Annotated in this window: 18 protein-coding genes, 2 pseudogenes and 2 riboswitches; of the genes and pseudogenes, 10 read left to right on the plus strand and 10 right to left on the minus strand. The window is 31.0% G+C overall.

What is annotated here, in order from left to right; all coding sequences use genetic code 11:
• A partial coding sequence (locus ILT06_RS20095; RefSeq protein WP_222655407.1) for an N-acetylglucosaminidase occupies window positions 1-883 on the plus strand: 883 nt, incomplete at its 5' end.
• Between the two features lie 148 nt (window positions 884-1,031).
• Here the strand turns inward: ILT06_RS20095 and ILT06_RS20100 are convergent.
• Window positions 1,032-1,586 carry a helix-turn-helix domain-containing protein gene (locus ILT06_RS20100; RefSeq protein WP_001059762.1) on the minus strand — a complete coding sequence of 185 codons (555 nt, stop codon included), beginning with the start codon at window positions 1,584-1,586 and terminating at the stop codon, window positions 1,032-1,034.
• A gap of 659 nt (window positions 1,587-2,245) precedes the next feature.
• Here ILT06_RS20100 and ILT06_RS20105 point away from each other — a divergent pair.
• From ILT06_RS20105 to ILT06_RS20115, 3 genes are all read left to right on the plus strand, one after another.
• Window positions 2,246-2,749, plus strand: a complete 504-nt coding sequence (locus ILT06_RS20105; protein ID WP_000833556.1) for a DUF3902 family protein — start codon at window positions 2,246-2,248, stop codon at window positions 2,747-2,749.
• A gap of 134 nt (window positions 2,750-2,883) precedes the next feature.
• Window positions 2,884-3,705 carry a peptidoglycan-N-acetylglucosamine deacetylase gene (locus ILT06_RS20110; RefSeq protein WP_000694599.1) on the plus strand — a complete coding sequence of 274 codons (822 nt, stop codon included), beginning with the start codon at window positions 2,884-2,886 and terminating at the stop codon, window positions 3,703-3,705.
• Between the two features lie 221 nt (window positions 3,706-3,926).
• A complete protein-coding gene (locus ILT06_RS20115) occupies window positions 3,927-5,669 on the plus strand; it encodes a methyl-accepting chemotaxis protein (protein WP_222655408.1) in 1,743 nt (580 codons plus the stop codon).
• A gap of 177 nt (window positions 5,670-5,846) precedes the next feature.
• On the opposite strand, the pseudogene ILT06_RS20120 reads toward ILT06_RS20115, so the two are convergent.
• A pseudogene (locus ILT06_RS20120) lies at window positions 5,847-6,326 on the minus strand (FAD-dependent monooxygenase); the annotation flags it as partial.
• 246 nt (window positions 6,327-6,572) lie between these two features.
• On the opposite strand from ILT06_RS20120, the gene ILT06_RS20125 reads away from it, so the two are divergent.
• Window positions 6,573-7,610 carry a serine hydrolase domain-containing protein gene (locus ILT06_RS20125; protein ID WP_222655409.1) on the plus strand — a complete coding sequence of 346 codons (1,038 nt, stop codon included), beginning with the start codon at window positions 6,573-6,575 and terminating at the stop codon, window positions 7,608-7,610.
• A gap of 221 nt (window positions 7,611-7,831) precedes the next feature.
• Here the strand turns inward: ILT06_RS20125 and ILT06_RS20130 are convergent, their stop codons facing one another.
• A complete protein-coding gene (locus tag ILT06_RS20130; protein WP_222655410.1) occupies window positions 7,832-8,950 on the minus strand; it encodes an FtsW/RodA/SpoVE family cell cycle protein in 1,119 nt (372 codons plus the stop codon).
• A 185-nt stretch (window positions 8,951-9,135) separates the two neighbouring features.
• Window positions 9,136-9,312: riboswitch (M-box (ykoK) riboswitch) on the minus strand.
• A gap of 507 nt (window positions 9,313-9,819) precedes the next feature.
• Window positions 9,820-9,987, plus strand: a riboswitch (M-box (ykoK) riboswitch).
• Between the two features lie 279 nt (window positions 9,988-10,266).
• On the opposite strand from ILT06_RS20130, the gene mgtE reads away from it, so the two are divergent.
• On the plus strand, window positions 10,267-11,595 hold the full coding sequence (gene mgtE / locus ILT06_RS20135; protein WP_222655411.1) for a magnesium transporter: 1,329 nt from the start codon (window positions 10,267-10,269) through the stop codon (window positions 11,593-11,595).
• A 158-nt stretch (window positions 11,596-11,753) separates the two neighbouring features.
• Window positions 11,754-12,848 carry a phosphodiester glycosidase family protein gene (locus ILT06_RS20140; RefSeq protein ID WP_222655412.1) on the plus strand — a complete coding sequence of 365 codons (1,095 nt, stop codon included), beginning with the start codon at window positions 11,754-11,756 and terminating at the stop codon, window positions 12,846-12,848.
• A gap of 180 nt (window positions 12,849-13,028) precedes the next feature.
• Here ILT06_RS20140 and xerS read toward each other — a convergent pair whose 3' ends face one another.
• Both xerS and ILT06_RS20150 read right to left on the minus strand, forming a co-directional pair.
• Window positions 13,029-14,105: a tyrosine recombinase XerS gene (xerS, locus tag ILT06_RS20145; protein ID WP_098103235.1), complete on the minus strand. Its 1,077-nt coding sequence runs from the start codon at window positions 14,103-14,105 to the stop codon at window positions 13,029-13,031.
• 1,076 nt (window positions 14,106-15,181) lie between these two features.
• Window positions 15,182-15,283 (minus strand): annotated as a pseudogene (locus tag ILT06_RS20150) (DUF4879 domain-containing protein); the annotation flags it as partial.
• Between the two features lie 528 nt (window positions 15,284-15,811).
• Between ILT06_RS20150 and ILT06_RS20155 the strand changes: the two are divergent.
• Window positions 15,812-16,573, plus strand: coding sequence for a hydralysin-2 (locus ILT06_RS20155; RefSeq protein WP_222655413.1), 762 nt, complete (start codon window positions 15,812-15,814; stop codon window positions 16,571-16,573).
• Window positions 16,574-17,011: 438 nt separating this feature from the next.
• On the opposite strand, the gene ILT06_RS20160 is transcribed toward ILT06_RS20155, so the two are convergent.
• From ILT06_RS20160 to ILT06_RS20180, 5 genes are all read right to left on the minus strand, one after another.
• Window positions 17,012-18,364, minus strand: coding sequence for an ANL family adenylate-forming protein (locus tag ILT06_RS20160; RefSeq protein ID WP_061530405.1), 1,353 nt, complete (start codon window positions 18,362-18,364; stop codon window positions 17,012-17,014).
• A 38-nt stretch (window positions 18,365-18,402) separates the two neighbouring features.
• On the minus strand, window positions 18,403-18,720 hold the full coding sequence (locus ILT06_RS20165) for a hypothetical protein (RefSeq protein WP_064474063.1): 318 nt from the start codon (window positions 18,718-18,720) through the stop codon (window positions 18,403-18,405).
• A gap of 167 nt (window positions 18,721-18,887) precedes the next feature.
• Window positions 18,888-19,976 (minus strand): hypothetical protein, encoded by a 1,089-nt coding sequence (locus ILT06_RS20170; protein WP_222655540.1) that lies wholly within the window; start codon window positions 19,974-19,976, stop codon window positions 18,888-18,890.
• 28 nt (window positions 19,977-20,004) lie between these two features.
• Entirely contained in the window at window positions 20,005-21,327 is a 1,323-nt protein-coding gene (locus tag ILT06_RS20175) for an alpha/beta hydrolase (protein WP_222655414.1), read from the minus strand.
• A 172-nt stretch (window positions 21,328-21,499) separates the two neighbouring features.
• A complete protein-coding gene (locus ILT06_RS20180) occupies window positions 21,500-23,584 on the minus strand; it encodes an alpha-amylase family glycosyl hydrolase (RefSeq protein WP_222655415.1) in 2,085 nt (694 codons plus the stop codon).
• Between the two features lie 910 nt (window positions 23,585-24,494).
• On the opposite strand from ILT06_RS20180, the gene ILT06_RS20185 reads away from it, so the two are divergent.
• Together ILT06_RS20185 and ILT06_RS20190 are read left to right on the plus strand one after the other, a co-directional pair.
• Window positions 24,495-25,748, plus strand: coding sequence for an MFS transporter (locus ILT06_RS20185; protein WP_222655416.1), 1,254 nt, complete (start codon window positions 24,495-24,497; stop codon window positions 25,746-25,748).
• Between the two features lie 119 nt (window positions 25,749-25,867).
• A complete protein-coding gene (locus tag ILT06_RS20190) occupies window positions 25,868-26,449 on the plus strand; it encodes a hypothetical protein (protein ID WP_222655417.1) in 582 nt (193 codons plus the stop codon).
• The last annotated feature ends 124 nt before the right edge of the window (window positions 26,450-26,573 follow it).

Genomic DNA, 26,573 nt, shown 5'->3' on the forward strand with positions numbered 1-26,573 from the left:
GTCTATAACACGCGCCGAAGCCGCTCAACTTACTGCTAAAACTGATGTGCTGCAAAAAAATCAAAACGATGGTTTAGAAAGAAACGAAATCATTACTGCTACGTCATATGAAGATTTAAATTTAACAGTGGCTTCAAAAATTACAGCCCAAGAGATTGATAGTTTTATTGCAAAATACCATTCAGATAGTCCGTTAGTTGGCCATGGGCAAGATTTTATTAATGCGCAAAATCAATACGGTGTCAATGCACAGTATTTAGCAGCACATGCAATTTTAGAGTCTGGATATGGAAAATCAGAAATCGCATATCAAAAACACAATTTATTTGGGTTACGTGCGTATGATAAGGATCCGTTTAAATATGCAAAATATTTACCAACATACAGCGACAGTATTGCTTATAATGCCAATTATGTGCGAGAAAGATATTTAGAAGAAGATGGTATGCATTATAACGGACCAACGTTAGTTGGTATGAACGTAAAATATGCATCTGATAAAGGGTGGGCTGGAAAAATTGCAAATATTATGGAACGTATTAAACCGTTCCGTGTGGAAGACTATACATCTGCAAAAAAATTACCAAAGAATCCTGAAACATTAGATGTTGAAGCGTTATCTAATAACATTCCGTATAACATGTATGAAGATGGGACAACAGCAAATGTGGTATCATCAACTGCTTATTACCAAGTACCTTATCCATTTCATTTAAAAATTAAAAGTAAATCAGATGTTGCAGTCGAGGAAAATAAAGTCGGTACAGTAACTCCTGGAACAAACATCTTTATTTATCGTGAAGATCCAAATGGATGGGTAGAATTCTCTTTTGAAGCTACTGGAGAAAAATACTGGACATTAAAAAGTAAATTAAGTATGTAATTAGAAAGGTCTCTTTCACTACTCATAATCGTTTAGAATTAAATGACATATAATTATAAGACAAGTTTTTTACTTTATTAAATATAGTTATGTATACAAAAAAGTTAGAGAATTATTTTCTCTAACTTTTATGCGGTATTACTTGAAATTAAAAAGATGGTGGGGTTACTCCAAATATAACAGTGACTTTGTGTAAAGAAGTGTTTTCCCATTTATGTTTTGCGTATGGTGGGATTTTCACACTATCACCTGGATTAAGAAGTAAAACCTCATCATTTAGATATAGTTTTACTTGTCCTTCCATAACAAATGCTATTTCTTCACCTTTATGTGCCATAGGCTCCATAGAAGAAGCGGTTTGAGGCAACAGATTCATTAAAGCTAATTCCAGTGATCCTTCTAAATTAGGTGATAATAACTCATACGAAACATTGCCGCTTTCAGGGAAAGTTATTTTTTTTCTTTGATTAGCTCTTACAACTAATTCTTCTGTATTGGTATCTTCTAAGAAAAAATTAAATAAAGCAATATTTAATGCTGCAGAAATTAGTTTTAGTGTTTGTAAGGATGGATTCGTGATTCCTTTCTCAATCTGACTTAACATGGAAGGTGTTATATCAGCTAATTCAGCTAACCGTTTACTAGTTAATCCGGCACCTTTTCTAAATACCATAATTTTTTCACCGATATTAATATTGTTCATATGCGTAATCCCCTTTAAATAAGTAAATAAAATTAAAATTAATTTTATTCACTTATACTAAACATGTTGTTAATATACTTAATTATAATAAAGTATGATTAATTTTCAAGCACCTGCATAGTTGTGAGAATAGTAAATAAGACGAGACATGATTGATACTTATTCTTCAATGTGAACTATAAGTATGATGACCTGATTATATGATTGAATTTTTGTATAAGATTTTGGGATTGACAATAATGCAATAGCGGATGGACTGGCACTTGGAATAGCATCTGGGTTTGTAGGGAAAGCAATAGAACCATTTTTAAGTGGAGCATATACAGTTGGTAATAATCATTTATATAAGCTATTAAAAGAAATAGTGGGTAAAGAGGATATTTAGCTAGAACCATCAGCATTAGCAGGAATGATTAGACTTATTAAATTGCATAAAGGGGGGGAGAGACTATTTACAAAATAATGATTTAAAACATAAATTGAATCAAGGTACACAAATTGTACAGGGAACAGGAGGAAGTATAATTCCAAAAAAATTAATGGAAGAATACTATCAAACAGATTCTCAGTTAATTAAAAAGAATTTCTAATAAGTAAATGAAAACATATGAGTAAACACCAATGCTTTATTATAAAATTTTTTAGGAAGTGAAAACATTATGAAATCAGCTTTAACTAACATTATGATCTCCTTGATTCTTGCAGTAGGAGGCGTCATTTCGCTTTTGTTTACTTTAATAGGAGGTCAAGATTGGATCTGGGATTGGATAGGGCTATTACTGGCATATCTATCTTTGGGCATTTTAATAGGCTTATATAATAAAACGGTGGATCACAAAACATTTCCTAGAATACTAAAAAGGATTTTATTTATTTCCTTTAATGCTACAGTATTAGGAATAATAATAGGGATAACATGCCAACTATTAGGAAAGGCGAATCTTACTATAATGATGTATTATTGGTTGATAATGTTATCACTACATTTCATTACTATAATAACATTAGTTATCCTAGTATTTGTACATCAAAATAGTCAAAATTACAGCCTGTTATATACATTTATTGTAATTTCGAACATTTTCCTTACCCTAGGACCAGTATTATATCCTTTGGTTCTAACTATCATAGGAAATGGCATGAATGCTAGTGCAGGACACTAATTTTTACCTATATAGATTATTAAAATAAGTAATCCAAAATTGACATTGGTTAAGTTAAAGAACTTTATAAGCTAATAGGATAATATAACTAAACAACATAAAGTGAAATAATAGGATAGAAAGAAGATTATAATATGAAAATTAAACTTAAGAAAAAAAGAATTATAAGTGTATTGTTGGCTATTACATTAGTAGCAATAGGGTATTACATGTTTCAATCTATTACAAATCCTAAGCTGGTAAATGCAGAAGAAGTAAACAGTGTTCAACAAGTGAGCAGTCTACCTAAAAATGAATTGAAAAAATTGATACCTACTCGTTTTGATGGTAAAGAAAGAAAAGTTGCATATTTAACATTTGATGATGGACCAGGAAAATATACAGCTAACCTATTAGATATATTAAAAAGAAATAATGTGAAAGCAACATTCTTTTTAATTGGCGACAATGTGAAAAGGTTCCCAGATTTAGTGAAACGAGAGCATGTAGAGAACCATTATGTGGGCATGCATAGTATGACACATGATTTTAAAAAGCTATACACCAATCAGCAATATGTTAAGGAAATGAAAGAGGATCAATCTTTAATTAGAAATGTTATTGGAAACTCACCGAAATTAACACGCCCACCATATGGATCAATGCCCGGGTTAAATGAATCACTTCGAAATGAAGTGGTCGGAAATAATTTAAAAGTATGGGATTGGACAATTGATTCTTTAGATTGGAAATACAATAAATTACCCGTTGATGTAGCAGCCGCAAAAATTGTTCAAAATGTCTTAGCAGGTGCGACGTCTTCAAAAGAAATTATTTTAATGCATGATATTCATCCACAATCTGTCTCGGCAGTTCCAGCAATTATAAAGGGATTAAAAGAAAAAGGTTATGAATTTGAAGCTTATGATGAGAATAATCATTTTTCAATAAACTTCTGGCATGATAACCAAATATAAAAAGGCTTTATGAGTTAAATGAATAGAATAAGAAAATGATATAGGGTTTAAATATATGTAAGAGCGCGTTGACCTAAATATATAACAACACGCTCTTTTAACCATTTATATTTATTATTTAAGTTAAATTATAGTATTTTCAATGTATACAAGTAATTAAGTGTATTTTATTTTTATACATCTAATTATTTAATCAATATATAACAATAAAGTGGATTTAATTGTCGTTTTTAAAAAACAGTAAAATTGGAACAACACTAAACGTAATGGTAGTTATAGCAAGTGTCTCTTGTATAATATTATCTATACTAGGATTTTGGGGCCTTAAAAAAGGGGAACATGCTTCTACTACTATGTATGAAGATAGTTTATTACCAATTCAGTGGATAGGAGCTATAGAGTCTAATTTTTATCTTATCAATATGAATGTAAAAGAAACAATCCTATCAAAAGATGAAAAACGAATAAAAGAACTTTTAACAGAAATAGATGTAGCTCGTACAGAAACTGATCAGTTATTAAAGAAGTTTGAGACAAGAGTTAGTTCTAATAGAGAAAAGGAATTGTATAACACATTTTATACAATATTTAAAGACTTAAGAACACAACTGAAAAAAGTGCAAGATTTGGGACAATCTAATAATGAAGAAGCATATGCTTATTACCTAAAAGAGGTTGATCCCAATATGAAAAAGTCAATTCAGTCAATTCGTGAACTTATCCAATTTAATAATAATAATGCAGATCAATTACAAAAAAATAATACTGACAGTGCAACAAATACCATGATGCTGTTTGTTAGTATCTCCATTATAGCAATCGCAATCGTTATTTTTATTGGCTATATCATTAAAAGTGCGATTAAACAACCAATTGTATTATTACAAAGGGATATGGAGCGAGTATCTGAAGGTGACTTAACGATACGTACTTCTTATAAATCAAATAATGAATTGGGAAGCATTGTGAAGTCTTTTAATAGTATGCTGGATAACTTGCAAAAATTAATTGGAGAAGTAAAAAACACAACACAAGAGGTTATTTCTTCTACCAATGGGATGTTGCAAGATACTAAACGAGCATCTCATATATCAAGAGAGGTTGTCCAAACTATATCTGAGGTCGATAAAAAAATAGAAGGACAAGTTACTAGTATTCAAGAAAGTTCCTCATCAATGGAAGAAATTGCGACTGGCGTTCAAACAGTAGCTGAATCTTCAGCAACGGTTACAGAAGTGGCTGTCACAACAACAGAACAAGTCAATTCTGGTAGTGAAGTAATAAAACAATCTATACTTCAAATGAATAGTATTCATGAGGTTGTTGAAGAAACATCCAAAGTAATAGAGAGACTTGTTACACGTACGCAGCAAATTGATAAAGCTCTGGATGCAATCACTAATATTGCAGAACAAACAAATCTTCTTGCCTTGAACGCCTCAATTGAAGCTGCACGTGCTGGAGAAAACGGAAAAGGATTTGCAGTAGTGGCTACGGAAGTAGGAAATTTAGCTGAGCAGTCTAAAACATCTGCATATGAAATCAATCATTTAATACAAGCCATTCAACAAGATACCAAAGATACAGTTGCTGCAATGCAAAAAGGCCAACAAAAAGCTTCAGAAGGAAAAGAAACAGCTAATAAAGCAGATCAAGCATTCTCATCTATTATGTCGGATATTAATAAAATCACTAGTCAAATTCAAGAAGTATCTGCAGCGACAGAAGAAATGTCTGCGGGTACAGAAGAAGTCAATGCCTCTATGTCTAGTGTTTCTGAAACTGCCACGCAAGTAGCTAAGGAAACAACTCAAACTGTACAGTCTATCCAATCACAAGCAGCATCAATCGAGGAGATATCGAATCAATCGAACAAAATAAAAGAAAAAGTAGAAGCATTGTCAGAATTAGTTTTAAAATTTACTATCGAGAAGCAAGAAAAAGAGCAATCAAATATAATGTAAGAAAAATAAAAAATTGCTATTAAAATAGGGCAATTTTTAAGTCTGGTTAACAGTTAAATTTAAATAGTTAATTATATTGTTGGATTTCCCACTCGGAGTTATTAATAGAAATAACTATTTTTTAATTAATATAATATATGAATACTTATGTTTATATATAAATATTTATTAATATATTCTTGCGCCATCAGCGCTTACTACATATGGAACTTCTATTATATATATTGTTTTTCCTTGTTCTATTTCTAATTGTACGAATGTTTCATACTGTTTTAAATCTTTTAAAGTATGACCATGTTTAATGTCTACACCTAATTCTAACGCACGCTCTTCTAATATTTCTTCTATAATAGATTAGGGAATAAAAAGCGTATATGGAAAATCGGTATCTAAATTTTTAAAGTTTAATCTTGTATCTAGGGCAGCAAAATGGCTTGTATCTAATTTCTTCCCTCTGGATAAAAAGCGATTTTCAATACCTCTCATAGCCATTAATTCTAAGGAGCGGGGATGAAGTATGAGTGCTCTAGAATTTCTTATCCGATTTAATCTTCTCACTAAAACCACAACTTTTACATCTTGAATAGCTAATTCACATGCTGTCATAAGTCCAACCGGACCACCGCCAACTACCGCTACATCATAATAAATTTCCATGTCATGCCTTCCATTTTTTTACGTAATTAAGAGCTAAGACAAGATTTTGCACAATGGATTTGTAAACGATATCTATTGTACAGATATAATTATACCCCACTTTAGTTTCCCTGGAAACTAAAGTGGGGGTAATTTGAGATATTCCCTATATCAAACATTCGATACGAAGGATAATTGGATTCAATATGAGAAAGATAATAGGGTAATCTATTTTTAATTATTTAATGGAAGGGGTACGAGATTGAGATGGTTAATTCATATAATGAAAAGACACATACATTGATTAAACAATTATTTAACAAGTTTTCACCAAAAGCTCCTGGCTGTGCATATATTGCTAGTTTTGATAGCGGGGTAACTTATAAAGGTGCGGTTGGCTTAGCTTCTATAGAGGAAAATTTACCTATAACCACAAAGAATATTTTTAACATTGCCTCAGTTTCTAAACAATTCACAGCATTTTCTATATTACTCTTAGAACAAGAGAGAAGATTGAGTTTAGATGATTCAATTGTGAGGTTCATCCCTTTTATTGGAACATATGCTGAACATGTAACATTAAGACATCTAATTCATCATACTGGTGGACTAGTTGATTATATGGAATTGGCTGAAACAGCAACTATTAAATTTACTGATACATTAACTGTGGAAGAATCGCTAAACCACCTTAATGGTCATCAAATTGCAAGGTTCGCAGCTGGTACAAAATTTGAGTATAGCAATACAGGATATTTTTTATTATCACAAGTGGTAGAGAAGGTAAGCGGCAAGTCTCTACGTCAGTTTACAAAGGATCGTATTTTTGATCCTTTACATATGAAAGACACAACAATTGTGGATTGCTACCCAACTACTATATCAATTGCTAGAGGGTATTCAAAGAATGAACAAGGAGCATATATGGTCTATGAAAGTCCTTGGGAACATACAGGGGATGGGGCAGTTCATGCAACAGTTGAAGACCTGATAAAGTGGGGAGAAAATTTAACTACAGGTACCGTTGGTGGAAAAGAACTTGTTAAAAGAATGAGCGAAATAGGTCCAAAAATTTCCCCAACTGGGCAGACGATTATTGACAATGAAGATTATGCTTTTGGACTAAGGCTTGCTGAAGGTTTTAACTGTCGGTACTTGGAACATTCAGGAAGTTGGGTGGGTTATCGTTCACACTTCATGCGGTTTCCACAAGAATATTTGTCTGTTATAGTCCTAAGTAACTATGATGGATTTGATTCTAAAAAATATGCTAATGAAATAGCAGAAATTGTTTTAGAAAAGTAAAAAATAGAGGGTAGAAGTCAGTATTTAAATTTGCTTTATCCCACGTTGTTTTAGGTGTAATCAATTTTGAGAACGGAAGGCAAGCATAAATTTATGCTTGCCTTTTTAGGTATTGAAATAAATATAAATATTAGCATTCATACAGTAAAAAATTAATTAAAAATTCTTTGAATATAGATTAATTAATAGGGTGGAATTTCATAATTTTAAAACTAAATATTCTAATTATCAAACTTAATTTTATTGAAAATTGAAATATTAAGCAATATTCCTATTGCTATTAAATTGACCATTAAAGAACTTCCACCAAAACTTATAAACGGAAATGGAGTACCCGTAAGAGGAAATAGTCCTGTAATACCACCTAAATTTACAACGGATTGCATACCAATCATACACCCTATACCAATTGCTATAAAACTGCCGAATGGATCTACACATAATTGTGCTATTTTTAAAGAGCGAAGTACTATAGTCAAAACACCAGCCAATAGAATAAATACACCAATAAATCCTAGTTCTTCAGAAACTATTGCCATTATAAAATCAGTATGTGGTTCTGGAAGATAACCTGTTTTTTGTATGCTATTTCCAAATCCATGACCAATAATTCCTCCAGAGCCAATGGCAATAAAAGAATTTACAAGCTGGTATCCATTTCCTTGTGCATCAACAAAGGGATTGAAAATCGTAGTAATACGTGTCTTTTGAACTTCTGACAAACTATATTGAATTAAAAAATATGAAATAGGTAATCCCAAAATAGAACCGATGGTAGTTCTTTTAATTAGTAGATTTATATTTATTCCTGAGCAAAAAAATATGCTAAAACCTATACCTATTATTAAAAGTGCTGATCCTAAATTTGGTTGTTTAAAGATAAGAAAAAAAATTGTAGCTAAAAACAATAAAAGTTTTCCACTACCACTCCAGCTATTTTTAGCTTGTTCTTGTCGTAATGCAAAAAAACGGGCTGTTACGAGTATTGTTCCTAATTTAAGAAATTCAGCTGGCTGTATTCCAAAGATCCATGATTGAGCATTATTTACCACTTTTCCTTTCCATAAAACCATAATTAATAAAAAAATCCCCCCAACCATAATACAAATAGAGACTATTCGTTTTTTCCATATTTCATATGGGAGTATGGCACAAACTATTAACCCTATTGTTCCTAAAATTAGCTTTGTTAATTGAGAATCAATAAAGTGTCTACTGTTATAACCGTAATGCTGGACAGCGACAATGGAACTCGCACTATACATCATGATAATACCTAAGGTACATGTTATGAGTAGAGGGAGGAGCAATAGATAATCGAGTTTTAATATTTTTTTCATTTTAATATCCTCCTAATTTAAAACAAAACATAATATTACATTTGCTAATCCATTAAACCTTTTTCTCGTCAATTACTTAACAGGATTTTTGTTTAGGCAGATTCTATCGCTTACACCCTGTTTTCTTACGTAAAAATCCCCCTAGTATATAACTAGGGGGATTCAAAATGGCATGACTAAATAAGGCTTTTTCCCCCTAGTAGAGCTTTGGCACTATACAACGTAAAGTAATGAAAATTCATCACTTAGCTATCTTAAGAAGAGCCTTAATCCGACAATTCCTGTTCTACCCATTGGCGTCTTTCGACATTTTTGGGCAATAGCCTGTGTTTGCATAGGAGCCTCACCTAACAGGTTAAGCAATATAAATTTTATGTATTTGTTTCGTGTAGCAAGCATAAATATATATTTTTTTCTTGTCAAGTAACCGTATTGCTAATTTTATATGTTTTATTGCTTTATAATCCTTTGAGAAATGATGTGAGAAAATGTATGTAATCATTCCGTATAAGTACATATTTTCGACTTGTAGTATATAGTTTGATTAAGTAGTTTAACCATATAAATTTGATAAACAGTAAAGAAGATTTTAATCATAAAAGAAGATTTTTTTAAGAATGTTCTTTTAAAGTACAGAATGACTAATCATTTATCTTTTGCTATAAAGTTAAAGATTAATTATAAACAATAAGTTTCATATACGAAATTTCATATGTTTTTTAACGTTTCTTCGAATGAATTCTATGTTTTTTAGTGCAATTTTAAATTTGTGATAGATATATTTTCATTTTCTATAAAAAAGTTTTTAAGAATAGAATTGAAAGTGAGTTGACAAATATTAAATTCTGGTTTAAATTTTGAAGTAATTCAATAATCTTTGTTAGGTGAGGCTCCTGTATAGAGAAACGCTGCTGCCCAAAAATGTCGAGAGACGCCAATGGGTCAACAGGAACGGTCGGATTAAGGCCCTTCTTAATGTAGCTGGTTATAAAAACCTATGCTATACAGTGCTAAAACTCAACGAGGGAGTGGTATACGATTTGATAGAAAGGCACCTCTGTGATTTTGGCAGGGCGGTCTTAATAATCATTTATTTGTATTGTGAAAAAACCTTTACTCCTTTTTGAGTAAAGGTTTTTCTGTTTAATTTTATTTGTTTTTATCTTGTCTATATTCAAAAAGGAGGTAATTCTAACTAATGAATTGATTGCAATGTAACTATTATTGCTCTAATAAAAAATTTAAGACAGATAAAATAAAACAAAACCACTCATGAAACTCTAGAGTCTCCCTTAGCAATATGAGGAGGAGTTAACATGAAGAAATTATTAAAGGAATTACTTATAACCAAAAATAACGTGGATGCAGAGAAAGTTTTACGTCATCCGTCGTATGATATTGCGCAAGAAGTAAAACAGTTTTCAATTGAAGATCAAGTCATATTGCTAAATACAATACCTGTATTAAAAAGCTCTAAAATTTTTCAATATATGAGTGCAGAAGAAAAATATAATATCTTAATTCACTTATCTGAAAATAAAGCCAAAAAGTTGCTAAATTTACAACCGATTGATGAATTAGTAGATTTACTTCTAGCGGTTCATCCGGAAAAACAGGCTAAATTAATGGCGTATCTAGATAAAATTACAAAACATAACGTGAAAAAATTGATGACTTTCAAACCTGAAACGGCGGGAAGTCTTGTAACAAGTGATTTTGTTGCAGTTAGAGGAAATTGGTCAGTAAAAATGACATTGAAGTACATTAGGGAACATTCTAAAAATGTAGAATCAATATCTTATAGTTATGTTCTTGATAATCACGGTTATCTTAAGGGAATCGTTTCCATACATGAGTTATTACTAGCACCAGATGAAGAGATATTATCTACTATCATGATTCAAGAGGTAATTTCAGTACAAGCTGAAATTAATCAGCAAGAAGTTGTAAAAAAGCTACTGAATTATAATTTAGCAGCAATACCTGTCACAACAGCAAATAATAAAATGATTGGTATTATAACATTTGATGACGTAATGAATGTTATGGAAGCAGAAGCTACAGAAAATATTCAAAAGTTAGGCGGAAGTGAACCATTAAATCAATCTTACTTTGAAGCTAGCATTTGGAGCATTTTCTTAAAACGTCTACCATGGTTATTACTTCTTTTTGTTGCTGAGGCATATACAGGTACAGTATTAAAGTATTTTGAAGACGAAATTGAAACTGTAGTTGCCCTTGCTTTCTTTGTTCCATTATTAGTAGGTACTGGAGGGAATACAGGAACACAGGTTGTAGCAACAATTACTCGTGCAATTGGTATTGGAGAGGTGAAATTTAAAGACATTTTCCGTGTAATGAAAAAGGAACTTGCAATTGGTATGCTTCTTGGACTTGCACTTGCGGTAGCTGGACTCACTCGTGCTTATATGTTAGGTGTTGGAACAGAAGTTGCACAAGTTGTAGCAATCACTTTATTATTTATTGTTATTTGGGCCTCTCTTGTTGCAGCTGTTTTACCTTTAATTCTAAGAAAATTAAAACTGGATCCTGCAGTTGTTTCAGGTCCATTTATTACAACATTTGTTGACGGAACAGGATTAGTAATTTATTTCATGGTTGCAAAAACGTTATTACATTTGTAAATATACACTGAAAAAAAACAAATGCGGAATAAGTATTTTGCCTTGATTACTAAAATATAGTGGGAAATTTAGTAATGAGAAAATCAAGCACTTTTGTCTTTAGATAAATAATATTTTAATGGATTTATTGAATGTAATGAACACTGGAGGATAAAACTATGAAACATCTAAGAAAAATCTTCAAAAGAATCTTGCTTCTATTTTCTATTTTAATGATTATTGGCATAGGAATATTATTTGGTACTAGCTATGGCCGAGAGCTTCGTATAACAATCGCTGGGAGTATACTAACTTCTCAGCATCCACAATATGCGAAATATACACTCCTATCCCAAAAGGAACTAGATAAACTGCAAGATAGAATTAATCATCCGAAATGGTCAAACAGTGATGAGCATATTTATAAAAAAATAGTAGGAAAAAGATTAGAAGAATTAAAAAGTCAGCCATTAGAAATTGATGTAGAAACAATTAAAAGTAATAAAGATAGTCGCTTTCTATTCGAAGGAAAGTTAGTCACTATTAGTAATCCTTTCAATGTTAAACTTGTTAGCCATCAAGGAACACAGGGTGCTAACAGGGGAGAAAAAATTAGTGTAATGGCAAAACGTAATCATGCACTTGTTGCTGTGAATGCAAGTGGATTTGCTGATGAAACAGGAAGGGGTGGAGGAAATGTTGCAACTGGAATAGTAATAGAAAATGGGAAAGCTATTGATACGAATATGGATATTAATACCCCTACAATTATTACGGGTTTAACAAAGTTTGGGCATATGATAACAGGAAATTATTCTACCCGACAACTTTTGGATAAACAAGTCGTTTCAGCAGCAGGATTTATGCCACAGTTAATTGTAAATGGTGAAAAAATGATTACAGAAGGAGACGGTGGTTGGGGTTCTGCTCCGCGAAGTATTATGGCCCAAAAAGAAGATGGTACAATTATGTTTCTAGTAATAGATGGTAGACAAACACATAGCATAGGAGCTACGTTAAAAGAGTGTCAAGATATTCTATATGAAAAAGGAGCAATAAATGCAATGGCAATGGATGGAGGATCCTCTGCTACTATATATTTAGGAGGCAGGGTTATAAATTCACCTTCTACATTATCACATGAAGATCGTTATTTACCAAATGCTTGGGTGGTAACAGCAAATCCGAAACAGAAAATAAATATGACGATAGATGGAGAAAAAGTAAATTCCGAAACATTGGATAAGTTTGATACAAATATTATATCTCATTAAATAGTAATAAGAAGCAAATGTAAATATGAAGTGTTTTTATAAACCAATTAATGTAAAATTTATATTATGTATTTTTTATACAATAAAACTAAATTTCAAGCTAAATATATATAATATGTAAACCCTTTTTTGGGGGTAAGAAAAAGAATAAGAGTTCAGCAATACAAAATTGCTAAAACCTTATTCTTTATTTTTTCCTATTCTTCCTAAACTATCTTTAATAGTTGTTTCTCCAAGTTGAGTATATAACAGAGCTGTATCTTGACTGGTATGCCCAAGCTGCTGCATCACTTGTAACGAGTCTTTTTCTTCCATATATAACTTATTTGCCAATGTATGTCGTAATTTATGAGGAGACATTCTTTTTCCATAAGCCTTAGTATATTTTTCTACTATATCCTGAATAGCCCTAACTGAAAGAGGCTGTGCAGTATGTTTATACTTTGATAGAAACACATTCTTTAATTCTTTCCCTGGAGCGTATTTGTTATCTCTAGTTTCTATATATTTTTCAATATCATTTAATGCAATGGGGGTAATCCAAACGGAATCTTCTTTGTTTCCCTTTCGGATTACATCAATTAGTCTTTCTTTTAAGTTTATATCTTCCATGCGGAGATCGGCCAATTCACTTACACGAATACCACTACCAAGAAAGAGGGAAAGAATAGCTACATCACGCTCCTTATCTCTTAAGAAATAGAATAACTGATGTTTTGTTAAAGATTTTTCATGTTCGTACTTAACATAATCCAGAAATTCTTGATCATCATCATTATGGAATATTTTAGACCTCATACGTTTTGCACGAGCATTTAATGTTTCTTTATCTTTATGTATTTCAATTTTAGCCATTACATTTCTATAAAAATAGCATTCTCCATCTTCATTCTCTGATAGGGAGGTGAGGTACTTAAATAAAGATTTTAAGGCCGAAATTTTTCTGTTAACAGAGGAATTCTGCATGTTTTGTTGTAGTTTTAGAAACCTCATAAAGTTCTCGACATCTTTTTTCTTTAAATTCTCCAAATCAGAGAAAGATACGTCTTTAATGGGCTTAAATTCAATAATTTGTTCAGATAATAGCCAATTAAAGAAGACTCTAAAATCATATACATAATTCAGTAGGGTGGAGGGAGAGGCATCATGCAATTCTTTATACTCCACAAATTCTTCTATGTAAAAGGGCATTTCATTTAAATTTTCGTATAATTTTTTACGATGTACGGATTTTTGACGTTGCTTGCTGTAATCCATAAAAATCACCTCATAAATACTATAACAGAAAAAAGTTACGAACACAAGTTCGCGTTAAATTCAATTTTTACACAGACTTATTTACATAATTAAATTATGGGTTACTAAAATATACTCAAAATTAAATAAGGATAGTGTAGTCATTCTAATAAAATTATAGATATGCATGTGATAAATCTGTATTAAGCTATAAAAATCACATTCACAGGTGTACAAAATAAAACAATTTTCATATATAAATTCATACAAAATGAATACACGAAAAATTTTTAACAGTTGTTATTAAATACTAATTGGTTAATTTAATCATGATTATAAGGAGTTAAATAGATCAACATAAGAAAAACTTTTATAAATTTAAATGTAATTTACTATAAAAATTTTGCAATGAGTAATTTAGTATTTGATAATTTCTATATAAAATATGAATTATATGGACACATGCCAATATAGGGAGATTCATGCTAATGAGCTCGAAATTCCTAAATACTGTATTAGAGTTTTATTAATACATCTTATTGTTCGTAAAATTGGTATTTCGTGCGAAGTTATAAGGTCTTTACTTTTTTACTTTTTTTATAATACTCTTATGTTAATTCAATAAAATGCATCATTCCCTTTCATCAGTATGAATATCTTTTAGTTTCAGATACATTCACCTATACATATTATATTGATTACATGGTTGCTTATAGGCTATAGCTATCATGTAAATACACTTTAATAAAAACAGTTAACTTTAACCCCTTAAGACTAAATAGCTTGTGTTGTACTCAAAACTTAATAGTGCGTGATGTCGATAGAGAGTGTTTCCTTTAGTTCTTTTGCATCCAAGGTTTTTTTATTGTACTTTCTTTAGGTAAACATTCAGTTTAGTTTCATTCAAATGCAGATTTTAAAATATAGCTACAAAATTTTCCTCTTATCTCAATAAGATAAGTATTCTTTTCATTCTGAGACGAGTTTCACTCTTTTTTTAAACTTATCTATAAAATTTTTTATATAAACATGACAACTTTATTCAAAACATCATATTTTTTATAAGTGGTACAATTTTATTTCAAATCTACATTTCACTTATGATACCAACCAACGATTGGTTTTCCGCCAATTAAAGTGGATCCATTCATTTTTACAAATGGGTTTTGACCCTATTCCATTTCTTTTGTGGTAAAATATTGTATTGCTTTTTTTACTAATTCATTCATAAATGAATCCTTTCTTAACCCATTTTCAAACCATGTCCCCAGATTTGTCCGCTGGTTTTGTTGAGTTTAAATTGAAGTCTACTTCTCCCGTTTTCCTTTTTTATTAAGTATTTCAAATCTACCATGTTGTGTATCTAAAGCATAAAGATTATTTGATTTTGAATCATCATAGTTAAAATTTAAACAGAGATATAGAGTAAACTAGTTAATGGTATTCTTTATTCTACTAATATCCCCTAGAAAGTCTGAATTAACTCTAATATTTATTAGTTAGATTTATTAATTATAGCCTTCTATTTTCCTAAAATTCAATTAAATATTTATAAATTTCTAACGAGTATTTATTGATAGGAATCCTGCAGTAAAAAATGGAATTTATTCTCAATAGTGATTATTTATTGTATCTGTCAAACTATTAGTTTATCTTCTCCTCATATTTCAATTGCTTTTCCACCACGATCAAACAAATAAAATCACGGATAAGTAAGGAGTATTAGTATGATTATACAAGAAAAATTATCTTTTTCAGATCTAGATTCATTAGATTCAACTACAGATTCCATAATGGACGCGTTTAAAGATTTTTATGGAATACTTCCTGATGAAATCGCAGTAAATAATGAGACGTTTCCAATTCATAATAAGCCTGCAATTACTGAACGTTATGGTCACGCTTGTTATAAAATGCTTGGCCCTTTTATATTTCGCAATATTGAAGAGCCTTCAAAGAATGAAGTAAGCCTAGGGGAACAATTTGTATTTAATGCTAATAATGAAGAAGCAGAAATTGTAGTCTCAATAAAAGAGCAATGGGCCAATATTCAATCTTGGACTTCGGTATCTACTACAGGTTTAACTTTAACATCAGATTTTATCATGTCAGGTGAATTTCAATCCGGTAACAAATTTAATATTTCAACTTTTGTGGGAGAAAGTAATTCAAAATCAATCATTACCTCTCCTTCCATTGAGCGTTCTATTAAAGTACCTCCAAATAGTAAGATGAAGATAACAACAATCGGCACATTAATTACAGAAATTCTACATTTTCAATCAATTATATCGGTACACGGTATGTTTGGTGCATGTTTTCCACGGATGGTCCGTGGGCATTATGTTGGATTCAAAAGCGCTGGTCACATCCTAAATAAAACATTTGGATCCATTAAAGGTTCTATTAATAATACAGCAATTCAGGATATTCAAATACAAAATGGAGAAGTCGAACCTTATTTCATTAAACCAAAAGTTGGAAAATAAAAACCAATGCATTTCAACCTTATTTTCTATACTTTTGGCTGGACCGATTATTACCATAAAATTCAATAAAGGATTTATAGGAGGGTTTGAATTTGAGTTATTATTAGCTGTATCTTTATTTTTGTACTAACTAACATCCAATCTATTTCCTTAGATAAATTACTACTAAATCATAAAACTAAACAACAGCAAACTTTATAAGTACACTAACAAAAATAAAGCTTCTCCCCAACACTTCATTATTTGTGTTAAGGAGAAGCTTATTTATGCGAAACTTGTAATTAAATTAAAAACAAGCCAATTCGAAAAAGGATAAGATAACATATCCCAGACGTAAGTCAGGCCAATCTATTTCCTAAATTAAAAGAACTTAAATAGAAGTACTTTTTTATTTGTATTTTAATCTAAGGCGACCTCTCCCTATTATAAAAACTATAATTACATAAATACTTTCTTGTTTTTTTTAAACCTATCTGTATGCATTTTCTCAGTTGTTAGAACCACTTTCTGTGGAATCTTATATACTGGTAGTTTATCTTTACAGAACTCTCTCAATCGCTTTCTAAATTCACTTACAGTTTCATTCGTATTCAATTTAACAACAGCCTTAACCATTTGCCCCGTGATTACATTTTTTTCACCAACTACGGCGACCTCTTCTACTCCACTCATTAGCTGTATTACATTTTCAACTTCAGCTGGAAATACTTTTTCTCCGCCAATATTTATAAGCTCTGATTTTCTTCCTAAGATTTTAATATAATCTCCGTCTACTTCCACCATATCGCCTGTCATAAGCCAGCCATCTATGGTAAATGGGCTTGGAGCATTAATATAACCAATCATCGTAGACACTGATTTAACCTGCAACATTCCATCCACAACTCTTGTCTCAATATTCCCATCGCTTAGTTTGATCCACAAAGAATCATTCGATTTAGATTGTGAATATAAAACCCCCAATTCTGACAAGCCATACATTTGTATAATTTTAATGTGAGGGAAAATTTCGTTTATTTTATTTAATGTAGCCTCCGGCATAACTTCTGATCCATAAGAAATAGTCTGCAAACTATTTAATTTATACTTTTTATAAACTTCACTCAGTATAAGTAAATTTATAAAAGTTGGTGATGCGGGTAAAGCTTGCACTTGATGTTTCTCAATCATATTACATACTTGATTAGGGGTACGATCATCTATAATTACCAAACACCCTAGGCTAGAAAGAATTTGGAAGAGCGTATTAACTCCTCCAATATGATCAAATAACATAAATGGTATAACCCGCTTTGCACTTCTTGCAACGCTGTACTTCTTTTGAAGTAACGTAAAGTCATGTACAATTGCTTTACTGCGTCCAGTTGTGCCAGATGAAAACAATACTAATCCTGGATGTTTTAACTTTTTCAGTTGTAATAATAATTCATTTTGAATGTAATCTCTTTGCATATTAATGATTTCAAAACATCCACTTTCAACTTTAATTACTTTTTCTAATTCAACTATTTCATAGTATTCTTTCTTCTTGCTGTCAACCAAGGAATTTAAGATTGGTACTACTGTACATCCTAATTCAATAAGTGCTAAAAACATTGCTATGGAATATGGAGAATAGTCCGCTTCTAAAGAGACTATTTTATACTCCATCTTTCTATGTTCATTTAACTCCCTAGTATAAATCTTTGTTTGATTTAGTAACCACTCATACGTGTAAGTTTTATCCTCCCAAACAATAGCTTCGCATTCTTTGTTCAGTTCAAACCTTTCTAATAAAAAATCAATATGCATACCCAACCTCCTTTTAAGTTTTATCCTTTATTATTTTGCTATGTTAGTGATTTTAATGTTTCCTGGGATTGTATGATATACGCAACTAATGTATCTATTGTTTTAAATGGGCTATTATGTTGTGACATTGTATCTAAATTAACCAAATCAACGGATAAACCCAATTCATCTTCTAAGCCTTGTTCAATACTTACCAGCAAAGATACCAGTCCCAACGAATCTAAATACCCTTCCCAATCATAAAGATGTGCTTTCAAGCCTTTTTCAAGATCAATTTTATTTTCAAGATTTTCATTCACTTCTTCAACACAGCACAATACGATTTGAATAATCTTTTCTTTATTAGTATTTTCCAAGTAAATGCACTCCTTTTTATAAATCATTTTTTACTATGAAGATTTCCTTCCAACACCTGTAGAAGTGTTTAACATGAACACTAGATACACGTTTTCATCTACTACTAAGATACATAAGTATACACATAGTAGTTCCCTTACTTTACTTCTCAATTATCTCTTCTCTATCAAGACTGGAGACTATAATTATGTTGCAGAAGAAATAAAATATTCTCGTGTAATACACTCTCTCTAGTAATAACATCCATCATTATCAAATTAAAAGATTCAAGATCACTTAAGTTACTATCTTTTTTTAATAATTTAATATGTGCAATCTTATACAGTCTTTCCCATGATTGCTTTATATCCATTAAGTCACTAGCAAGATGCATAAATTTATCTTTAAATAAATCATTCATATCTATAAGTAAGTCATATAAAAAATATCTACTCCATCTCATATCAAATAAACATTTTAAATACAAAGGAAACATGTTTCGTTGCTTATGAAAATCGGTATTTATATTTTCTTTAAGTTCAAGTGCTGCAGTCTTGCCAAAATAATATATCTTATTGTTTTTTCTCATAACTAAACCTCTAATATACTCACTCGATATCTTTTGTAATGTTCTCAAAAAAATATCTCTAATATTTTCTAGGTTTATTTTTGTCTCTATAATCACATTAATTGAGGAGTAAGATGAGATTCTTTCTATTCCTTTTGCCTGAACCAATTCAGGTATACCTCTTCCACCTTTCCAAAAAGAATGAAACTCCTCAAGTGATATCTCTCCCATATATTTATTAGGGACAGGATCTTGAACAAATACACTATCTTCTGTAAGTTTGTTAATCGCTAAGTAGTGGTCTGTAACATACTTATCCGTATGGATATCTATATGACTCTTTATAAATTTTGGATTCAAATAATCATTACTATAAGGTAGAAAAAATGTACTTCCTAAGGCAATAAAAACTTCTTGACGATTCAGACATTCTTTTATAAATTGAAGACCATTTCCAAAATCAGAATACACATTTTTCTCCATGCGAAATGTTTGATTATATTCTAACAACTGTGTATATCTAGCTACAGAAGGTGCAGATGTGGTAGTATCCACACGGTAAGATGGTATGCTATATAATTCTTCATTTGCTATTAAGCTCAAGTAACTAATACTACCCATACTTTTTAATTTATCGTGAAGAATTGGTATATAACATGAATAATAATAAGGAACATCAAAGGTTGGTGTTAATTCCTTCATTTTCACTGCAGCACTCACCCCACACTTTTAATTTTTATAGTCCTATCCAGTTCTCGACAGTATAATTTAACTGTAAGTCCTTAGTAGCTTTAAATTTCCTATTTTGAATAGGTTGTCCAAATTTATCCACTTCAAAGAGCCTAAAGCCTCTTGAAAACTTAAACTTGCATGCAAGATCCCTAGGCACTGTAAAGTTCCCAGCAAAACGATTTTTTTCTATTCTATCTAGTATCATTCCTACACTCATATAAATTCGTTCACCAGCTGGTGTATTTTCAGGTACTTCGACTGTTACGGAAACATCTACAAATTCTGATAATGTTTCTATTACCTTATATTTTTTTGGTATTCCCTTCACACCTTGTGTTACAAAGGTGACTTCGGCTTCTCCTATTTTTTTGGGTATAATCGTTCCATCATTCATAACCTCTAATACATCTGGGTTATTGACTAAAAACACACCATCTAAATCACTCATTTTAAAGCCACTATCGTACGTCATAATTGGATTAATTTTCACCTTCATTCCAGTTAATCCAACTTCATCTCGCCCATCTAAGGTAACATTAACTATATTCCCTATATCTCCAAAGAAATATATTAATGGAAGATGCATACGATCTCCCCAGTCTTTTTCAAAATGAGCACCATTTGGATCCTGATAAAAAATTAAATTATCTTTATATTTATAACCATTTTTTAATAAAGTTTCTGCAATATCTCTTACATGTTTCACCAAGAAAAAGCCTTCTGCACTACCTATATCCATCCAAACTTTCAAGTCTTTTTTCCCTTTATACATCTCATATAATTTTAATTCTGAATGGTCATCTTCGACTTTCACAAAGAATGGAGATATCATCCCTATTTTCCCAAACACTTTAGGGTTACGGAAACCGATATTATAAGTTGATAAACCTCCTGCTGAAGAACCTATTAAAGCAGTATTTTTAGCGTCAGACATTGTTCTGAAATTATCATCGATATAAGGTTTCACCTCATTGATTATAAATTTTTCATATAATAAACCTGAGCATTTTATATGTTTATCTGGTGAAATAAAATGGCAAAACTCATTGTTCTCTATAATTCTTTTATGTGCTATACCTACAATTATTATTTTTTGAATTTTCCCTTCAAGAATTAGCTCATCAGCTGTCTTGTGGACATTCCAAGATTCATCATTTTTTATTAAAGGCTCAAATAGACGTTGCCCGGCATGCATATATAATACAGGATACCTTTCCTGTGAATGCTTTTCGTAACCAGGTGGTAAATATACAAATAATTTCCTACTATTTTCTAGTGTTTCAGAGTAAAAATCTTCAATAGTAATCACTTTAGAAGCTTGTACCATAGCAACCTCCAAAATTGTTTTTTTCACTTCTCTTCATACAGTTCAACACGGATTTTTTAAACTCCAAAGCTATACTCTAGAAATCTTTAGTATAAATTTCTGATTTAACCCTCAAAACGAAATAGCTCATGGATATAAATTAATATTTTTAATAGCAAGTAGATTCATATCATTAAATCTCAACCAAGATAGATTTTTCTGCGGTTTGCCATTTTACCACAACCTCACCTGTTCCAAACTTTGGTGTCTGGTATCTATGATTCTCTCCCCCTTCAATATGTAGTGTTTTATTTACCCTTCTAATAAATTTAAATTCAAGCAGGGTATCTGCTGGAACACATATATCAAAATAACCAATAGGAAATTGATACATGATTTGGTTAAAAAATGGCCCTACTGCTTTGCAAGGGTTCATATCCCCTAATGAATATGTATTCCCCATTATAAAAACTTCACTCTCGGGTATTTCATATCCGTTTTCAATAACAAATCGAATACAAACTTGTTTTTTATTTAAGACCTCCACATGTTTATAGATATTACTTCTAGTTCCTTTATCTGTTACAACAGTAATTCCATATTTACCGTCGTTCACCACTGGAATTTTCACTTGAATACTAGTATGTGACCATGAAATCACTTCCGCCTCTTCTTCCTCAAAAAATACAGATCCTTTTTTAGAAGTAAAACCACATCCATCAATACAAATTATTTGACCAACTGTAGTCATTTTATGTCCCACAGTTCCTATTAAAGGTAAACTATTTACTCCTTTATGGTGCCAAACATGTACTGATCCTGGTCCGAGCCATAATGAATTTATACTATTATTCTCAACCGTAATTACCTCACCATCTAAAAGGCCCTCTAATATATCTTTATACTTTCTAGAAGGAAGTGCTGTTTTAACACCTTTTATTTCATACCCTTCTGTTAAATTTCGATTCAAAGCTATTAATACCACATCACCGCCAAAGCATCTTTCATATACATAGAGATCATCTGTTATATACCGTTCCTTAGTAGTTCCATATGGAAGTGCATTATTTAATCTACGTAACGAAGATAAAGCTTGTATTATCTTAAAATTGTCTGTATTTACATTAAAAGATTCCATTTGACCACGATTATTCGGATCTCCATTCCCAACCATATACTGTTCTGTACCGTAGTATATAGAAGGGATCCCCCTTGAAGTTAATAAAAATACTAATGATTGTTCTACTCCACGTTTACTTTGTTCCTTCATGTGAAAACGATCCATATCATGATTGTCAATAAAAGTAACAAGATTGTTCGCATCATTATAAATTTGATATGTTTCTTCAATCATTTTGTGTAAACCATAAATGGAATCAATTCCATCTCGAAAAACTTCACGTACTTTATGAGCAAAACTAAAATCTAACAAACTCATACCACTATTATTTGCAAAGTTAATATTTCTATGATCATACTCATTCGGATTTATATACCATTCACCAAAAATAAATACTGGCCTATGATTATAGATTGAATTTAGCCAACTTTTTTGCCAGCCGTATGACATATGTTTCACTGCATCAACCCGTATGCCATCTATTCCTTGATCTAACCATAGTTTAATAGCTTCTTTAAAATACAAATCAATAACGATATTTTGATGATTTAGATCTGCAAGATCAAATAAATTACGATAAACTCCATCTTCATATTCTTCAAAATCCGTCCCACCATTATGATGAAAATAATGATTGTAATCATTATCGTATCCACCAAGTAATAATCCATCATCATATAATCTACCATTTTCAGCATAGGTCGCATCATCGTGTAATGCAGGTGAGGTATGATTCGGCGCAAAATCCATAATAACTTTTATGTCTTTTGCATGAGCAGTTTTGATTAATGTTTGGAAGTCTTCAAATGTCCCAAAAAAAGGATTTGTTCTTTTAAAATCACGAGCCCAATACCCATGATATGAAGTACTTCCTACCAAATCATTTATTGGTGTAAAGATATTTTCTACCGGTTGAGATATCCATAGAGACGTCACACCTAGTTCAGTAAAATAATTTGCATTTAATTTTTCAATAATCCCTATCCAATCCCCACCAAAGTATTTCTTTTTATTTCTCCTAGATTCATCGTATAACTCTCCTTTTGGGTTATATGATGGACATCCATTAAGAAATCTGTCAGTTACAATTTGATATATTATATCTTTAGAAAAATTCACACTACTCCTACTAAATTTAAGCCTATCTTTTTCTTTCAAATGACAACCTCCATCCTATAGAAGTATTAATCAGCTATTTTCAAACATTCAGCACCCTACCCTTAAGTACCATTTGAAAAATAGTTAGAATATATTTTCCCTCCTAACTAGTAACTACTGTTTTTTTAATTTTTATATAAAATAACGTCTACAAGTAGGTTCTATATTTGTCCTGTAAACTGTACCATTTGATTTATGTCGAAGTAAGGGAAAAATTGTCATTATATAGGGAGGATAAATATAGAAAATATTTTCATTGAATCAGCTTACAAAATAGAGAACTAATAAAATATATAGACAAAACATTTTTAATTTGGTAATATTCACCTGAAAATATTTGGTAAAATTTTCTGAAGAGAGGAGTATTTATAATAAATGCTAGATTTTTAATAAAATCACCATTTATACTACTAATTTCAATCTTATATGCCTAAATTAACTATAAAATACAAATATAGTTTCTGTTCTTACAAATATTAAAAACCTAGGAAAAAGTTGTAAGTAAATTTCAAAATAATCTGGAGAAATATTTTATTTTTGAAAATCTTATATAAAAGTTAAAACATTATTGTACAGTTAAAATGTTCTCCCTTAAATATTCATTAACAATTTCTCTGTACATTATAGACTTGCTTCTACGAATGTAATAATGCTATTAGTAGTTATTTTCATGTAATTTGATTTCATAAAAATAATGTATAGGGATTATATTAGTTACTTATGTACTTAAATCTATCTCATCACTGCCTTTATTACCTCAGAATAACAATATTTTATATTAATATAACTCTAATGCAGCAAGATTCTATTTCATTAGCCTTCTAATTAACTTGATTACTTAAATTCACCACTTTTAGTTTGTAAGCAAATTTTCAAAATTAAATACTTAAATTTGTGAGGTGGCCATACTATGCAACAACAAGTCGAATTAGATTCTTCTCTTGCTGTTTCTTCTAAAAAGACAATATGGAAAAATCGTACATTTACATTTGTATTTACAGGTTATACTTTGTCAATGTTTGGGAATTCATTTCACAGTATTGCTTTAAATCTCTGGGTACTGCAATCCACCGGTAGTGCTAAATTAATGTCTACCATTGCTATAACTCATATGGTTATGAGCATGTTATTTTCTTCCATCGCAGGTACTGTTGCTGATAGGGTCGATCGCAGAAAATTAATGTGGATAACAGATATGATACGAAGTCTTTTGATACTAGGTATTGCACTTTGTATTGCACTTCCTGGCACACCATTTATTCTCATTATTATCTTAACTGCCCTCACTTCTTGCGCAGGGCTATTTCAATCTCCCGCCTTCCATGCTTCCTTAATCGATATTGTAGGAAAAGAAAAAGTTCAACAAGCAACTGGTGTATTAAATGTCGCAGATAACGTTTCCCGAATATCAGGGCTAGCTATAGGAGGAATTGTCGTTGCAGCCTTTGGTGGGAGCATCGCTATTTCAGTCGACGCATTTACTTTTATGCTATCTGCCATTCTAGTGTTGTTAAGTGGAAAATTTCCTAATTCTATTAAAAAATCTGATGTGAAAAACTCATTTCATGAAGACCTTATTGCAGGCTTTAAGTATATATGGAAGAATCCATTTGCTAAGTCTATTATTATTCTCTCACCCACTTTAATTACATTTTTCACCGCTTCTTTAATGCTTATCCAGGTAATGTCTGTAAAAGTATGGAAAGCAAATCCTATTGAATTTGGAATAATAGAATCCAGTATTCCAATAGGTTATATGTTAGGCGCAGGGATTATCATCTTTTTTGATAAAAAATTACATCGTCGTGGTTGGTGGATAATTCTTAGTATGGTTTTATTGGCTCCAATCTTTGTAGGAATATCTTTTGCTCCATCAGTACTGTATGCAGTGCCTTTAATTCTACTCTTGGGAATACTTTTTTCGTTCTGCACACTCTTAGTCAATGTCATTATTAAGGTTGAAGTATCACCAGAATTGCAAGGTAGAACCTTTGGAACACTTGGTTCCCTTACGAGTATAGCATCACCAGTCGCTCTAGCTATTTCCTCATTTTTTGCTGACATATATGGTCCACCATTAATCTTATTAATAAATGGAGTCTTATTATTTATTTCAGGGCTAATTGTGCTGTTCTTTCTTAAATCAATTAGATCATATAAATAATATTCTTTCGATATACCAAAAACACAATAAGTATCTAAACATGAAAAATGCAGAAAGTGTTAGGGATACCGATACCCACTCTTTCTGCATTTTTCTATACTACTTAAGGAGAGATTCATATGACAAAAAAAATCCTTCTACTAGGAACCTTTCTGTTAGCAGCTAGCCTATTAGGTTGCAAAGATACAGAACACAAGGATACTCTAAATAAAATGGAAACATCTCAAAAAAAGCATGAAGGTGAAAAAGAAAAAATTCCATTTAATAATATGACAACAGAAGAATATTTGAAGAACTATAATAATATAAAGAGTACATTATCTGCTCAGGATATCAAAATTCTCCCATTTAATCTTGAGCTAGAAAAAAAATCTAATACATATAGATTTTATTATCCAAAAACAAGAGATGATTCAGATAGAAATGCAAAATGGGTAAGTGTTATGTTAAGGGAAGGCGGAAAAATGATTGATGGAATTATGTATAATGGCCATGCAGATAAACCTACGATTAAAGCGATGATACAAGCTACTAACATTACATGGACTAATGAATTAGATCAATTAATTGATTCAATTGGACATGAAGATTTTTCAAAAACAGTACAACTTGAAAAGATGAAACTATCAGTTAAAGGTAATTCGAATAATATTACAGTTATGATAGATTCAATTAAGTTAAACCCACCTGAATCTCTTTAAAATAAATTATGTTCCGAATTTCTATTAAATATGTGACGCTCCTTTGATTTTACACTCAAAAGAAATTTATATAACCTTAAACACTTAACTATAACTATGAGACTATACAAAAAAATCGTCAGTG

The organism is Bacillus sp. 17RED48 (genome assembly GCF_019837545.1).
Lineage (GTDB): Bacteria > Bacillota > Bacilli > Bacillales > Bacillaceae_G > Bacillus_A > Bacillus_A wiedmannii.